Raw genomic sequence first — 14,792 nt, 5'->3', positions numbered from 1 at the left:
CCGCTAGGGGATCACTCAACATATATTCTGGCTGAGTATCCCCGCTTCCTCAAAACTACGCGAAGCGTCTCGGCGTCTTTCCTTTTCTTGAACCTGCCAACCCTTACCCTGTAATAAGTATCCCCCTCAAAGGCAAAAGATTCCACCCTCACATCCTCGTCCGTGACACGCGAAAGCTTTCTTTTGAGTTCATTGGCCGCCGCCTTGCTTCGAAAAGAACCGGCTTGGACTGTGTAGAGGGAGACAAAAAGGCTTTCTGACCTTTTAGAGGGTGTCGACAGCACTTCTACTTTCACTTCCGCAACACCACTTCTAACAAGTCCGATGGCTTTCGCGGCCGCATATGAGAGATCTATCACCCTGCCCCTTATGTAAGGACCCCTGTCATTTATCCTGACCCTTACCTGCCTGCCATTCTCGCGATTGGTAACACGCACGACGGTACCAAAAGGAAGCTCCTTGTGCGCCGCGGTATAGGCATTTCTATTGAATACCTCGCCACTTGCGGACCTCTTGCCATGTTCCTTGTCCCCGTACCAGGAAGCCTTGCCGTACTGTACGGTATGCGTCGACTTGGGCCGCTGAAAATCCCGGCTTTCCCACTTCGGGAAACCTGAAGAAAAAGAGCAACCGACCGCAAAGAACGCAATCAAGACGGCGAATCTGACCCAGATCATAAGGTTCTATTTTACCATAACGGATTCCCTCGCAGACACCGATATGCCGGAAATACCCGTTTTACCGGCCGCAGTCTTGAGATTATAAGCGGTTATAATAAAATAGTGCCACCAAAAAACAGGCAGATACGATGAACCGGCCGGATTATAATTTTTCCCTGATAAACCGACTTCCCCCTTACGTGCTAGGCGTAGTCAACGAACTTAAACACAAAGCACGCGCCAGAGGAGAGGATATAATCGACCTCGGCATGGGGAACCCTGATCAGGCAACGCCGGACCACATAGTGGAGAAACTGCGCGAGGCAGTAAGTGAACCCAGAAACCACAGATACTCCGCTTCCGCCGGACTGCCCAAACTTCGTCTGGCCATAACCGACTGGTACAGAAGAAATTACGATGTTGACCTTGACCCGGATTCCGAAGCCGTCGTCACGATAGGATCAAAAGAAGGCATATCGCATTTAATGGTCTCCATACTCTCCCCAGGAGATATGGCGATAGTTCCAAATCCCTCCTACCCGATACACAGCTACTCCGTAATCATAGCAAGAGGAGACACTCACAGTTGTCCCATGGGGAAGAAAGAAGACTTGATACAGTCAATAGAAAAAGCGATAAAGGAAGTATGGCCAAAACCCAAAGTACTTATTCTTTCATTCCCCAACAACCCGACAACACAAGTCATGGACCTTGATTTCTTCGAGAAAATCTGTGACCTGGCACGTGAGACGGGTCTTATAGTAGTGCATGATCTGGTTTACGCAGAGCTGTGTTATGACGGATACAAGGCCCCGAGCATAATGCAGGTAAAGGGAGCCAAGGACGTTGCGGTGGAATTCTATTCACTTTCCAAAACCTACAGCATGCCCGGCTGGAGAGTAGGCTTCATGGTGGGAAATCCAGAAATCGTTTCCGCGCTCAAAAGGATAAAAAGTTACCTTGACTACGGAATATTCCAGCCGATCCAGATAGCCGCAATTACCGCTCTCAACGGACCTCAGGAACCTGTAGAGCGCATAAGGGAAACCTACAGGTCCAGAAGAGACAAGCTGATCGAATCATTCGCAAGGGCCGGATGGGAAATCCCAAAACCGAACGCCACTATGTTCGTATGGGCACAGATACCTGAAGAGTTTGCGGAGATGGGATCGCTTGAATTCTCGAAACTTCTTATAGAGAAATCAAAAGTCGCCGTATCCCCCGGAGTGGGATTCGGAAACTACGGAGAAGGATTCGTAAGACTTGCGCTTGTTGAGAACGAAAACAGAATAACTCAGGCGGCAAGGGGAGTTAGGAAGCTTCTTCAGGGCGCCCACGGCTACTAAAAAGCCTGCCCTATGCTTATAAAAATCTTGAATCTGTCGTCTCTTTCCTCATCCTCGGGGTTTAGAAGGTAGCCGAAATCCGCCCTGATCGGCCCGATAATCGTATGGTATCTCAATCCGGCACCGGCCGCGTACTTCAGGTTGGAAGCACTGAAACCGAAACTCTTTGAATAAACATTTCCGTAATCGAAGAAAATTACCGCTCCAAGCTTGTTAAAAAGCCCGAAGCGGGCTTCAGCGTTGCCAATGATAATAGAGTTGCCCCCAAGAGGATCCCGATCCGAATTAAGCGGACTCAGATGCTGAAATGAATAACCCCTCATGCTTGCACTGCCTCCGGCGAAGAATCTTTTGAAGATCGGCACGTCAAGCGAATCAGTCCCCCCAAGTGTGCTTATATTTCCAATTGTCGCCCTTTTTCCCAGAACGATCCCAGAAACACTCTTGTAGTATCTTAACTCGGCCAGAAACTTCAGGTAATCGGTGCGGGCGGAGCTAGTAGTCTGAATCGGTCTTTCCATGAAGAAAAACAGCCGCATTCCACTGGTAGGACTTATAAGGCTGTCGGTCAGGTCATACTCAATTCCCAGATCAACAGCCGTCAGGAAAACGCTGTCGCGGGCACTTTCAATCGGCGTTCTTACGACCTGAGAGTCTATATCCGCAAATACGACGTTCAGGGAACTGAAAAGTGTGAGATAATCAAAAAACTCCTTGGACAAGGTACTGTTGAAATCGAAACTCAAGCCCTCATAGCCCGGAAAATCATCCCTTCTCACGTCAAGCAAAAAAGCAAGACTGGAGTTTCTGCCGACTAAGTGGGGCTGATCAAGTCTGGCCAGTAAACCCCGTGTCAGGGATGAATAACTGGAAGTGACCTGAAGGATCCTTCCGCCGTCAAAAAAATTCCTCTGGCTCCAAGATAGCTGCGCCCTTAGATTGTCCTCCGTGGCGTATCCAACTCCAAGCCTTATCGTTCCGAGTTTCCTTTCAGTAACGCTGTATATAGTCCGAACCTCGAAGTTCCGCCGGTCGTATTCAGTATCCACTATAACGGAATTGAAAAGTCCGGTTTCAAAAATGTTCGCCCGTGATTTCTGAGTTTCTTTGAGAGAAAACAGGTCCCCTTGCTCGTACTCTATCTCCCGCTCGAGAAGTCTGGTGGCAATATCGGAATTTCCCCCGAACATCACGTCGCCGAAATAATATTCCTGGCCCGGATCGATGATGAATTCAACATTAACCTCTCTGCTCCTCAGGCTCACAATCGCTTCGGATTTTACATCCGCCAGAGGATAACCCCTATCGGAGAACAACTCCGTGATAAGAACTTTTGACCTCTGGTAGCTTATCTGGGAAAAAGGTTTCCCCTCTTCCAAGAGGATTACCTCGGCGACGTCGGAGACGTAATCGTCCGGGTGGTTACCAAGAACCGCTATGTTCAAAGTCTTCACTATTACGGAGTCCCCTTGCTCCACCTTTATTTCTATATCCACTTTTCGGTTCCCATCCCGGAAATCTAAGGTATGGGTTACTGTGGAACCGTAATAACCATGTTCCCTGAGAACCTGCTCTATTCTTTTTATATCGTCCTCAAGGAACTGCTCGTTGAATTCCGGACGTTTTCTCCAAGGTCTCCTTGAGGGAAAAGGAGTTATCATGGAGTCCTTTATTCTCTCGAGTTCTATATCTTTTAACCCCTTTATCTTGATCCCGGAGATAAAAACCGTTTCGTCTTCCTCGGCTCTAACATCCAAAGCCAAGGGAAAAAGGACGAGAAGAAAAAAAAGCCCCGAGAGCAAAAAGGCGACGCTTTGAGGTATGCAAAGGAGTTCGCGCGGGAAGTTGCTGCTATAGTTGCGGTCAGAAAAAGAAGATATAGGACTATCCATTTCCATTAATGTTAACAAGGACAAATTGACTTTGACAAGAACAAACCGAACAAACCGGCGGGTTAGAAACAGACGCAGACACTTTAGCTGTACAAGAATCAACGATAACCGGCCGTGCGCGTAAAACCACATGCAGAGCGATTCCGGACTAGGAGACAATTGACAAAATTGCCGAACCCGCACCGCCTAAGAAGCAACAATTCGCATGTATAGCGGGAAAAAACAAGACCGCTTATACATAATAATACGGCAATATGATATTATTTTTACCGAGGTCGTTTAACCATGGAGCTTTTGTTGCTTATTCTGTTTGTCCTGGTCGGATTTTTCGTCGGCACATATATACTGGGGACTTTCTTCTCCCTTGTTTTCATGCAGTTGCCGGAGGTCTTCAGATCAAGGGCCAGTGGGAGTTCTGAAGTGCCTGTACAGAGGCTTGCGCATCTAATTTTGGAAACCATAGGGTGGTTCCTGCTACTTCTCTCGCTTATATTCCTAGTAAACAAGTACCTTGCCGGCTATCAGAAGCTTTTTCTCTGCGGTATATACGTAGCCTTGGCTTTCCATATAGGAACGCTTCTGAACCTTTACGGAAGACCTTCGTAAAGCGCAAAGAGAAAAATAGGGAGGACCGCGTCGCTTTCTCGCGCTGTATGAGTATAGACGCGCTCTCAAATTCAACTAATCCGGTTTTTTACTCGAGGCAGGTCGCAAGACCCAAGGGAAAAACCATTGTTTTTACGGGCTAGCGCTTTTTCTGCGCTGAAAAGTTGCTATCAATAAACATCTGCCTGGCAGGATCTCCTGGATCCTCCCTGCGTTTGCGGCGCAGATCCTTCGCCGTCTTTTTTTCCAGAACAGGTTTATGAATATATTCAATTTCTATTGTTCTTTTTTTAGAGTTCACGTTTGCAAGTACTACTGTGTCCGAAAGATTCCACGACAGAACCTCGTAAGAGAACATTTTCTCCTGCTCGAAAGCGTCGCCGAGAACATTAGCAAGATCACCGACAAGTTCGCTTTTTGCGAACGCAAAACGGGCCTCATCCTCAAAACTGAACAAGATGGAACTTGACATAAGATTGTCTTTATAAAATTCAAGCCGGGTTTCATGGTCGGGCGGCGGGTCAAGAGCAACTCCGGACAAGGAACCGTCCAGAACGACTTTTCGCAGATCGTTTGAGTACTCGCGATCAGAAATAACCTTGAGTTTGGAAGATTCGATCAGATTAAGTGCGTCTTTTTTAGAAATCCCGAATTCAAAACCGTGAGGAATCCTGAGATTCACTTGGCTTCCCTCAAGAGGAAAGGGAAAGAAGAAGCAAACTGAAAAAATAAGCGTCAGCCAAATTCTCGCGCAATGCATAAGGTTTTCCCGTGATATAAATCGCTTAAACCCGTGGTATACTTTGGAACCTGTGATTTTAACTGTTTTATACAAGCTTGTTAAACGCAACACGGTGAAACTTTAATGGAAACGATCATAGGGGTAATCGGAGCAGCTAACGCAAGTGAGAAGGAAGAAAGAACTTCGGAAGAGGTCGGAGTTCTTATTGCCAAAGGGAATTGTTTTCTGCTTTGCGGCGGAATGGGAGGAGTTATGGAAGCCGCGTGCCGAGGAGCAAAATCAGCCGGAGGCACCACAATCGGGATTCTGCCCGGACCCGAAGCCTCCTTGGCCAACAGATTCATCGACATACCAATAGTTACAGGGATGGGTGAAGCAAGAAACGTGATAGTAGCGAAGTCAAGCCATTCTATAATCGCCATTGGAGGCAGTTTCGGCACCCTGTCGGAGATATCGTTCGCACTTAAGTCCGGAATTCCCGTTATCGGGCTTGACACCTGGGATGTCTCTGAGGAAATTATCAAATGCGAAACCCCGGAAGAAGCAGTGAGAACAGCCTTTGAGCTATCCTCCCTCGGGAAAAGGGCCTGATGAAAACCTCCCCGAACAAGCAAAAAGAAATGGCACTGGAAGAGATAGGAAGTTACATAAGACGCGTTCCAGATTTCCCGAGCAAGGGAATACTCTTCTACGATATAACCACGCTGGTTAAAAACGCCGGAGCTTTTCAAAAATCCGTTGACATGATGGCGGAAATGCTCGCCGGCAAGGAGATAACCTCATTTGTCGCGCCCGAGAGCCGAGGTTTTATCTTCGCTTCCGCCTTATCCTATAAGCTTGGAAAAGAATTGATCCTAGTGAGGAAGTCCGGCAAGTTGCCAAGCGACACCGCAAGCGTTTCATATGATCTTGAGTATGGAAAAGACGTTCTGGAAATTCACAAAGACGCGATAAACGGTAAAAGCAGGGCAGTGATCGTCGATGATCTTCTGGCCACGGGGGGGACAGCGCACAGTACCGGGCGCCTAGTGGAAGAACTAGGCGGAAGCGTCGCCGGGCACCTCTTTCTTGTAGAACTCACGGGACTCAAGGGGGCCGAGGCTCTTTCCCCCCACCCGGTCTGGTCCCTACTTAAAATGCCGGGGTAAAAATTGAAAAAGATAGAAGTCAAAGTCAGGTCAAACGAAGATAATTCCTATGAAATCCTGATCGGCCAAGGTCTTCTGAGCCAGATTGCCGGCGATCTGGTCGAGGCATCCATAGCTCATTCCCATGCCCTAGTAACCGATTCAAACGTGGCGGATCTCTATGGAGCAAAACTTCTGAGCGATCTTGGGGAAGTGCTCCCAGAAGTCAGTATGATTGTTTTTCCGGTGGGAGAGCAAAGCAAAACCAGAGAAATCAAGTCCTTCATAGAAGACAAGATGCTCGAATCGGGATTCGGCAGGGATTCTTCGGTCATAGCACTCGGCGGCGGGGTCGTGGGAGATATAGCAGGATTCGTGGCCGCCACTTACATGAGGGGAGTACCCTGCGTTCAGGTGCCGACAAGCCTAGTTGCCTGCGTTGACAGTTCGGTGGGAGGAAAAACTGCTGTAGACACCCCTCACGGAAAAAACCTCATCGGTTCCTTCTATCAACCATGGCGGGTGTATGTGGACACAGACATGCTTAAAACCCTTGAACCGAAGCAACTCGCGGAGGGACTCGCCGAAATAATTAAATACGGTGTAATAAGGAGTGAGGATTTCTTCCAGTACCTAGAAGCAAATATCGAGAAAATCTACGATTTCGACGACGCTACGCTGCTCGAGGTGATAGAGACAAGCTGCAGGATCAAGGCGGAAGTGGTCGAGAAGGACGAAAAGGAGCAGAACCTGCGGAAAATCCTTAATTTCGGGCACACGGTCGGCCACGCAATCGAGCAGCTATCCGACTATACAATCTCCCACGGAGAAGCGATTTCCGCGGGAATGGCAATTGAGGGAAAAATCGCTCTGGGTGAAACAGGGTGGAGCGAAGAAGAACAGGAAAGGCTCACCCTTCTTCTGCAGAGAGCGGGACTTCCTACTGAGCCTCCACGCGGGGGAAACGTGGGGAAAATAATCGACGTCATGAAGATCGACAAGAAAACCAGAAAAGGCAAGATAGAAATGTCGCTTCCCGAGTGCATAGGCAAGATGAAAGAACATGAGGGAGATTACGGAATAAAGATCGGGGAGAAGACCATAATTTCCGCTTTCAGATCCTGACACGGAAAATGAAGCTAACCGACCCTGCGGTGGACATCTCTTTGTTTTCGCTTCCCATCGGCAAAAAAGACATCTTCTGCGACGAAAAACCCCTAATACTTGAGATCGGCTTTGGAGAAGGAGAATTTCTCATAAACGCAGCGCAATGCGACCCAAGCAGAAACTACCTTGGTATCGAGATCAAGAGAGGAAGATTCCGAAAAGCGGTGCGTGCTGCGGAAGAGATCTCCCTGGAAAACTTAAAATTCCTCCACATTGAAGCTGAGATCGCACTCAGACAGGTCTTCAGAGAAAGAATGTTTGATCTTGTCTTGGTGAACTTCCCCGACCCCTGGCCGAAGAAAAAACATTCAAAACACAGAATGTTCAACCGGGAATTTATAAGCTGCCTGGCAAAAGTGCTTACGAGAAGCGGGAGGACCGTAATAAAGACCGATCAGTTGAGCTACATTGAGCAGATAGTGTCCGAATTCAAAAGAAGTCGCTTGTTCCATCCCGTGCACCCTCCACCCGGTTTCGTCGAGGCTAGAAGAGGAGAAACAGAAACGAAATTCGAAAAACATTTCAGGGAAGCTTCGCAAGATATATTCAGCGCCGTTTTTCTAAATCTTCCCTAGCAAACAGGCTCAATACGTCGATATGTAAAAACATTATAATTGACATTAAGAATGTTCTATGTATTAAGTTTGTCCGTTCCGCACAAAATATGGAGGTTTTTTAAATGATAGTAGTAATGAAGCAAAAGGCGACCAAGGAAGATATAGACAAGGTCAAATCCGTTATAAAGGAACTTGGCTATTCGCCGCATCCAATCGAGGGAATTCTCAGGACTGTCATCGGAGTGGTCGGAGACGATAGAGGAAAGCCACATGACCTCGACGTTCTCAAACAGCTACAGGGAGTCGAAAAGGTCGTTCCTGTGCTTCAGCCCTACAAGCTAACAAGCAGGGAAGTGAACGATGAAACCTCCGTTTTCAATGTGGAAGGCGTTACAGTAGGGGACAGGAATATCCCAATAATCGCAGGACCGTGCTCGGTTGAAAGCGAAGAACAGATAATGACAATCGCAGCTTCCATAAAAAATTCAGGGGCGTCAATGCTCAGAGGCGGCGCGTTTAAGCCCAGAACTTCTCCCTATTCTTTCCAGGGTCTTGGAAAAGAGGGACTGGAACTTCTCATCAAGGCAAAAGAAGTGACCGGACTGCCCATAGTGACCGAAATAATGAGCCCGGATGACCTTGAACTGGTCGAGGAATACGCGGATGTGCTTCAGATCGGAGCGAGAAATTCCCAAAACTACTCGCTTTTAAGACATGTCGGCAAATCAAAAAAGGCCGTCCTGCTAAAACGAGGGATGTCAACAACCATAAACGAATTTCTCATGTGCGCAGAGTATATACTGTCGGAGGGCAACAGTAACGTAATGCTCTGCGAACGCGGGATAAGGACCTTTGAGACTGCGACCAGAAATACTTTTGACCTGAACGCTATCCCGGTACTCAAGGAAAAGACCCACCTGCCTGTTTTCGCCGACCCCAGCCATGGAACCGGCTACTGGCAGTACGTAATTCCAGTAACCTTAGCCTCAATAGCCGCCGGAGCGGACGGAGTAATTGTCGAGGTTCATAACAACCCGGAGATCGCCGTTAGCGACGGAGCTCAGTCGCTTAAACCGAAAACATTCAAAAACCTGATGGAAAAAGCTGCCCCCGTTGCCGAAGCCATTGGAAGAAGCATTTAGAGATTTCTCGGGTCTCAGAAGGAAATCAGGACTTTTCTTCCACTGAGAGTCAGTTTTCCCTCGCAGAAAAGCCTTATGGCTTCAGGCAGTATCCTGTGTTCCTCAGCGTGGACTTTCTCAAGCAGAGTCTCTTCCGTATCCTCCTCCGTAACCGGAACAATGGCCTGAAGAATAATGGGACCCGCGTCAACTTCCTCTCTCACGAAGTGGACTGTGCAACCCGTTTGTTTCACTCCGTAGTCAAGTGCCTGTCTTACTGAATTTGTTCCCGGGAAAGAAGGAAGCAGGGAAGGATGAATGTTGATGATACGGTTCGCGAAACGGCCTAAGAAATAAGGAGTAAGTATCCTCATAAACCCGGCAAGTACGACAAGGCCTATGTCATATCTGTCGATTTTCGCGACTATCTGTCTTTCGAACTCTTCCCTTGATTCAAAATCCCTGCCTTTTACGAGCTCCACGGGAATACCGTGTTTCCTAGCCCTCTCAATCGCCATGACTCCAGGAGTATCACAGACAACCACGGCTATGTTTGCGGATTCTATGCCGGAATCTATTACCGCCTGAAGATTTGTTCCGCTTCCGGAAACAAACACGGCAACGTTGGTCTTTGACATCGCAGGCACCGGAAACTTGAGAAAGCAAGGGAAGAAAAAAAAGGGCAGCCACCTACTTTCCCACTCCTGAAAGGAGCAGTATCATCGGCCTATAAGGACTTAACTTCCGGGTTCGGGATGGGACCGGGTGCTTCCCCTTCAGCATAGCCACCCTAGAAAAAAGAAATTACCACTGAAAAAAATAATGTCAAGCTAGAATATCAGTCAGTATTAAAACCCCGTATTGGAAGAGCTCTTCCGAACCTTTTGAGCTTCTTAATGGCCTTTACCTCGATCTGCCTTATTCTCTCGCGGGTAACGTTCAATTTTTTCCCTATTTCTTCAAGGGTGTATTCCTTGTCCTCATCTATACCAAAACGCATTTTAACGACTCCTTCCTCCCCGTTACTGAGGTTGGTGCAGAGCGCGTTGCGCATGATCCGGTTCAATTCTTTGGTTTCGAGCATGTCAAGCGGAGAAGTGGAAGTCGGGTCCGAGATAACATCCATCAGCCTGCAATCGTCCTCACCAATCGGGGACTCCAGAGAAATCGGGTCACGCGACACCTTCATGATCTTCAAGACCTTATCAAGAGGTATGTCCATTGCCTCGGCTATCTCTTCCGGTCTGGGTTCCCTCCCTAATTTCTGCATCAGGGATCTAGAGATCTTGTTCAGCCTGTTTATATTTTCGGTCATGTGAACGGGAATCCTTATAAGACTTCCCTGATCGGCTATTGCACGTGTAATTGCTTGCTTTATCCACCATGTGGCGCAGGTTGAAAATTTGTATCCCATTCCATGTTCGAACTTTTCAACCGCTTTCATCAACCCCATATTGCCTTCTTGAACCAGGTCGAGAAACGGCAACCCTCTGTTAACGTATTTTCTCGCTATACTGACTACGAGCCTGAGGTTGCACTCGATAAGTGTTTTTCTGGCTTTCTTAGTAGCCTTCTTTGCTCTTTCAAACCTTCTAAGCACCTTTTTAAGAGAAGCGATTTCCTCCTCAGAATATTCAGATTTCGAACCATTGCCAATCGAATCGTCTGAACCATCCATCATGCAGTCACAATCCCCGCCCTCAATCCTGTCCACATATTCGACGGCCAGGTTGTATATCCTGTTGGCCTGCGTAGAGGAGAAATCGATTTCGTCAAGAAGTTCTACGGTCCGTTCGTTATTCTTTCTGATTCGTTTAAAGATCTTGGCTCTTTCGGTATTTGAAAGAGTTGAAGTATCAAGTTTTTTTCTCAGTTCTTCGGTCTCAGCAAAAAGTTCTCTGATTGGAAGAAAGTTCCTCGCGGAATTTCTATATGTTTCGCCGTCAGCGGGGGATTCTACGTCCTCGCCTTGGTAGCCCGCACCGAGTGCCCCTTCTTTTATCTCTTCTTCGAGCTTGAGAACCTTTTTCATCATGAAGGGGTTCTCTATTATCATTCTTGCGATTATTTTTTTGCCTTTTTCAATCTGTCTTGCTATCTCAACCTCTTCCTCCTTGGAAAGGAGGGAGTGCTGCGCAATAGCGAGAATGTACGATCTTATAGGGTCTTGGTCGGAATCATTGCTCTTTACGTGTTTGAGCTTGTCTTCCGCTCGAGAATCAGACGGGGCATTTTGAAAACTCTGTGCGGACTCAGAGAATTCCCCTTCGTCCTGCCCGTCGATTTCGCTCCTCAACCCGTTAGTCTCGTCGTTCGGATTCAACTTGCAGTTCCTCTTATGGTCTTTTCCATACTCACCAGATCCCTGTATTGCTCAACAAGTTTTCTTTCAAGGGTTTTATCTGAAGAATCACGCTGCTTGCGGATTCTTTCTATTACTTCATTACGCTTAAAAGCTATATTTCTCAGTTCAAGCTCCTTCACGCAATCGTTTAGTATTTTCTCCGAAGTCGTGTCGTCTATCAAATCATCCGAAGAAAAAATTAACTCGCTCAGCAGTTGCTGCATCTCGATTTTCTCAAAAGAACTCATCAGGGAGGAAACTTCGGTAAACTCCCCTTCACCCACACGTTTGAGAATAACCTTTAAATCGCCATTTTCAAAATCCCTACCAATATTCTCAATCTTTTCGGCGCTCATCAGGTGGGGGAATTTAAGCAGTATCCTCACAATTTCTCTCTCATGAATGCTTTTTTCCGGAATCAAGGTCGTCGGTGCAAGCGACCCGCGGTTTCTTCCCGGATTCGAGGTTTTTACCAGAGAGAGAAACTCAGACTCCCTTATCCCGAAAAGCCCCGTTGCCTTGGAAACAGCTTCAGCCCTTCGGACCGGGTCTTTTATTTTTGAAACCAAGTCCACAAGAAATTTTATCGACTCTCCGGAAGACATTTTCTTTTCCCTGTACCTTGCGAAAGTGTCGTCAATAATAAAATCCGAGACATCAACGGCGGCCGCGATCAGCTCGGCGAGGCTCTCAGGTCCGTGCTCCTCCAGATAATCATCGGGGTCGAGGCCATCGGGAATGCGGCAAATACTTGAAGAAATCCCCTGCTCAAGAAGAATCTCTCCGGCCCGGACGGCGGAACGTATCCCAGCGGTATCACCGTCGTAGACAATCACCACCTCCTCGCAGAAACGTCGCAGAAATCTGGCGTGCTCATTCGTAAAGGCCGTTCCCAGGGTGGCAACCACATTGCGTATTCCATTTGCGTAGAGCTTTATGAAGTCCATGTAGCCTTCAACCAAAACAGCTTTCCGTTTTCTTCCGATTTCACTTTTCGAGTGGTAGAGTCCGTAAAGAACGCTCCTTTTGTCGAAAACAGGGGATTCAGGGGAATTCATGTATTTCGGCTGTTTGGATTCGTCTTCGCTCAGAGTTCTGCCGCCGAAACCGCAAATTCGCCCTGTTATCTCGTTTATGGGGAAAATAATTCTGTTTCGGAACCGATCGTAGTGACCGCTTCCGCTCTCCCTCGCAACAACAAGACCAAGCTCTTCGAGTTCCTTGACACCGATATTGTTTTTTGAAGCGAATTCCACGGCGGCATCCCATCTGTCGGGGGCAAAACCGAGCTTGAATTCCTCGATTATCTCCGAGCTGATTCCCCTTGATTCTAGGTACTCTCTAGCCCACGCGGAGTTTTTTGCTGAACTGCGGAGGTTCTTGCTGTAAAACGAACAGACAAGAGAATTTATCTCAAAAAACCTGGCCGAAGTGGCCTCTTTTTTTTTCTCACTTCTGGTGCGCGGACGCGGAGCCGGGAGCCTGACTCCGGCTTTCTGCGCAAGCTCCTTTAAGGCTTCGCGGAAACCTATATTGCTGTATCTCATCAGGAAGCCGAATACATCTCCTCCGGCTCCGCAGCTGAAGCAATGGAAAAAACCCTTCTCATCATTTACGTGCATGGAAGGGTTGTTGTCGTCGTGGAACGGGCAGAGCCCGATATGGTTCTTTCCAGATTTTTTAAGGGAAACAAAGCCCTGTATGACATCTACTATGCTGAGCTTTGCCTTTATATCCGCTATCACTGATGTGAAAGAAGGGTTTTTCATTCAAAGCGGCTTAATCGGGGGGCCTTCAGAAATAACTTCCGATGAAAACCGTCAAACTGAGACGGTTTATCTTCTTTTCCTGCTTGAACTGCGCTTTTTGGCGGCAAACAGCTTCTTTTTTTTCTTTTCGCTCGGTTTTTCGTAGTATTCTCTCTTCCTTACTTCAGAAAGAACCCCACCCTTTTCAACCTGTTTCTTAAACCTTTTTAAAGCGCTGTCAATGCTTTCGCTGCTACCTACTGTTATTCCTGGCAAAAAATCAAAACCTCCATCCTCATGGGGATGAAAATCCTAAAGGATAAAAAAAAGGTTGTCAAATCACCCGCCGGCCGCTCTTTCCCGCCGACTATTTCGATTGTTTTTCCAGAAGCGGGAATTTTCCAACCATCTCACGGTTCTTTCTTATCTCTTCCTCGATTCTGCGGGCGTTTCCCTTCTCGAATTCATGGTCGTAGGGCTCCTGGGAAACCCTCTGCTCTTCCAGTCTGCTGTTCCAGGAATCCCGCCTGTTTCTGATTTCATCCACAAGTCCCATGACAATCCTCTTTTAGGTGATTTCTCCGCAACCGTTTCAGTTCAAAGCGGCCGTCGATATTTTCATAAATTCAACCTTTTTCTCAATCTTGGGCATATACTCCTCAAGAGCATCTATTGTCTGCGGGTAGGGATGGCCTATGCCTACCGCTATGCCTTTTTTCTCAGCAATCCTTACCAAGCGGTCAAGCTGCTGCATAGTATACTCCTTGCCCCGCTCGCTCTGGTCAATAAAAACATCCCTTTTAAGCACCTTTACTCCAAGCCGCCTCGCTACGCTGTATCCGCGGGAGTTGGGGGTCGTAAGGCTGTCAACAAAGTAAAGATCCCTAGCCTTCAGTTCCCGCATTATTGTTTTTACCGGTTCTTCATTCTCCATGAACTTAGAGCCCATATGGTTGTTGACTCCGACTATGTTGGGGACGGCCATGATGTTTCTTCTTAGCTCCTCCCTCATCTGGTCCATCGAGAAGCCGAGCAGCAAAACTCCTTCTCCAGCGTCATCGGCCGTATAACCGGAGGCATACTTGGGTTCCATGGGGAGGTGGAGAATCACGTCCTTTCCCCCGCGGTAAGCAGCGCGCGCAGCGTACAGGGAATGGGGAAGATGCGGAAGCACGGCTAAGTTAAGCGGTTGTTTGATCCTGAGTATTCTGTCAATCGACTCCTTGTCATAGCCCAAGTCATCTATTATGAGGACAACTCCCGGACGCCGGGGCTCTTTCTCCGCAATCTTATCCATCGCAGTAGGCGTAGCCTCCCGGTGTGACCATCCGTCAAAAAATCTTTCGATATGCTTGAGGCCGAAAATCGAAAAGGCGAAAAAGAAAACCAGAACCAGAACTGCGTGGGTAAGCCTTGCCGTGCGTTTTTTATCGCCGGTTTTTGCCGTAGACTGTCTTTTTCTCGTTCGCTTCTTCTGACTCAA

At 47.7% G+C, this 14,792-nt stretch carries 16 protein-coding genes and 1 rRNA gene; 7 read left to right on the top strand and 10 right to left on the bottom strand.

Features of this window, described 5'->3' with window-relative positions:
• Positions 1-11: 11 nt before the first annotated feature.
• Positions 12-677 (bottom strand): septal ring lytic transglycosylase RlpA family protein, encoded by a 666-nt coding sequence (locus tag OXG75_04220; GenBank protein ID MCY3625189.1) that lies wholly within the window; start codon positions 675-677, stop codon positions 12-14.
• 131 nt (positions 678-808) lie between these two features.
• Here OXG75_04220 and OXG75_04215 point away from each other — a divergent pair, with 131 nt between their 5' ends.
• Positions 809-2,005 carry an aminotransferase class I/II-fold pyridoxal phosphate-dependent enzyme gene (locus OXG75_04215; GenBank protein ID MCY3625188.1) on the top strand — a complete coding sequence of 399 codons (1,197 nt, stop codon included), beginning with the start codon at positions 809-811 and terminating at the stop codon, positions 2,003-2,005.
• Here OXG75_04215 and OXG75_04210 read toward each other — a convergent pair.
• Positions 2,002-3,897, bottom strand: a complete 1,896-nt coding sequence (locus OXG75_04210) for a BamA/TamA family outer membrane protein (protein ID MCY3625187.1) — start codon at positions 3,895-3,897, stop codon at positions 2,002-2,004. The two genes, OXG75_04215 and OXG75_04210, sit on opposite strands and share 4 nt — an antisense overlap.
• Before the next feature lie 285 nt (positions 3,898-4,182).
• Between OXG75_04210 and OXG75_04205 the strand changes: the two genes are divergently transcribed.
• Positions 4,183-4,503, top strand: coding sequence for a hypothetical protein (locus OXG75_04205; GenBank protein MCY3625186.1), 321 nt, complete (start codon positions 4,183-4,185; stop codon positions 4,501-4,503).
• Positions 4,504-4,642: 139 nt separating this feature from the next.
• Here OXG75_04205 and OXG75_04200 read toward each other — a convergent pair whose 3' ends face one another.
• Complete coding sequence (locus OXG75_04200) at positions 4,643-5,185, bottom strand: hypothetical protein (GenBank protein ID MCY3625185.1); 543 nt, start codon at positions 5,183-5,185, stop codon at positions 4,643-4,645.
• 183 nt (positions 5,186-5,368) lie between these two features.
• Here OXG75_04200 and OXG75_04195 point away from each other — a divergent pair, with 183 nt between their 5' ends.
• The 5 genes from OXG75_04195 (at position 5,369) to aroF (ending at position 9,238) form a co-directional block, all read left to right on the top strand.
• Complete coding sequence (locus OXG75_04195) at positions 5,369-5,836, top strand: TIGR00725 family protein (protein MCY3625184.1); 468 nt, start codon at positions 5,369-5,371, stop codon at positions 5,834-5,836.
• Between the two features lie 29 nt (positions 5,837-5,865).
• Positions 5,866-6,393 carry an adenine phosphoribosyltransferase gene (locus tag OXG75_04190; GenBank protein MCY3625183.1) on the top strand — a complete coding sequence of 176 codons (528 nt, stop codon included), beginning with the start codon at positions 5,866-5,868 and terminating at the stop codon, positions 6,391-6,393.
• 3 nt (positions 6,394-6,396) lie between these two features.
• A complete protein-coding gene (aroB, locus tag OXG75_04185; GenBank protein MCY3625182.1) occupies positions 6,397-7,497 on the top strand; it encodes a 3-dehydroquinate synthase in 1,101 nt (366 codons plus the stop codon).
• Positions 7,498-7,505: 8 nt separating this feature from the next.
• On the top strand, positions 7,506-8,114 hold the full coding sequence (trmB, locus tag OXG75_04180; GenBank protein MCY3625181.1) for a tRNA (guanosine(46)-N7)-methyltransferase TrmB: 609 nt from the start codon (positions 7,506-7,508) through the stop codon (positions 8,112-8,114).
• 104 nt (positions 8,115-8,218) lie between these two features.
• Positions 8,219-9,238 (top strand): 3-deoxy-7-phosphoheptulonate synthase, encoded by a 1,020-nt coding sequence (aroF, locus tag OXG75_04175; GenBank protein MCY3625180.1) that lies wholly within the window; start codon positions 8,219-8,221, stop codon positions 9,236-9,238.
• Positions 9,239-9,252: 14 nt separating this feature from the next.
• Here aroF and purN read toward each other — a convergent pair whose 3' ends face one another.
• The 7 genes from purN to OXG75_04140 form a co-directional block, all read right to left on the bottom strand.
• Positions 9,253-9,855 (bottom strand): phosphoribosylglycinamide formyltransferase, encoded by a 603-nt coding sequence (purN, locus tag OXG75_04170; GenBank protein MCY3625179.1) that lies wholly within the window; start codon positions 9,853-9,855, stop codon positions 9,253-9,255.
• 39 nt (positions 9,856-9,894) lie between these two features.
• Positions 9,895-10,010: ribosomal RNA gene (gene rrf / locus OXG75_04165) — 5S ribosomal RNA — on the bottom strand.
• 45 nt (positions 10,011-10,055) lie between these two features.
• Complete coding sequence (locus tag OXG75_04160) at positions 10,056-11,540, bottom strand: sigma-70 family RNA polymerase sigma factor (protein MCY3625178.1); 1,485 nt, start codon at positions 11,538-11,540, stop codon at positions 10,056-10,058.
• Positions 11,537-13,330: a DNA primase gene (dnaG, locus tag OXG75_04155; GenBank protein MCY3625177.1), complete on the bottom strand. Its 1,794-nt coding sequence runs from the start codon at positions 13,328-13,330 to the stop codon at positions 11,537-11,539. Before dnaG ends, OXG75_04160 begins: the two co-directional genes overlap by 4 nt.
• 66 nt (positions 13,331-13,396) lie before the next feature.
• A complete protein-coding gene (gene rpsU / locus OXG75_04150; protein ID MCY3625176.1) occupies positions 13,397-13,585 on the bottom strand; it encodes a 30S ribosomal protein S21 in 189 nt (62 codons plus the stop codon).
• Between the two features lie 91 nt (positions 13,586-13,676).
• Complete coding sequence (locus OXG75_04145) at positions 13,677-13,865, bottom strand: hypothetical protein (protein MCY3625175.1); 189 nt, start codon at positions 13,863-13,865, stop codon at positions 13,677-13,679.
• Between the two features lie 36 nt (positions 13,866-13,901).
• Positions 13,902-14,792 carry a divergent polysaccharide deacetylase family protein gene (locus OXG75_04140; protein ID MCY3625174.1) on the bottom strand — a complete coding sequence of 297 codons (891 nt, stop codon included), beginning with the start codon at positions 14,790-14,792 and terminating at the stop codon, positions 13,902-13,904.

The organism is Candidatus Dadabacteria bacterium, from assembly GCA_026705445.1.
In the GTDB taxonomy this organism is placed as follows: Bacteria; Desulfobacterota_D; UBA1144; order Nemesobacterales; family Nemesobacteraceae; genus Nemesobacter.
Note: the sequence above shows the minus strand (reverse complement) of the source record. Positions and strands in the feature narration are given on the sequence as shown.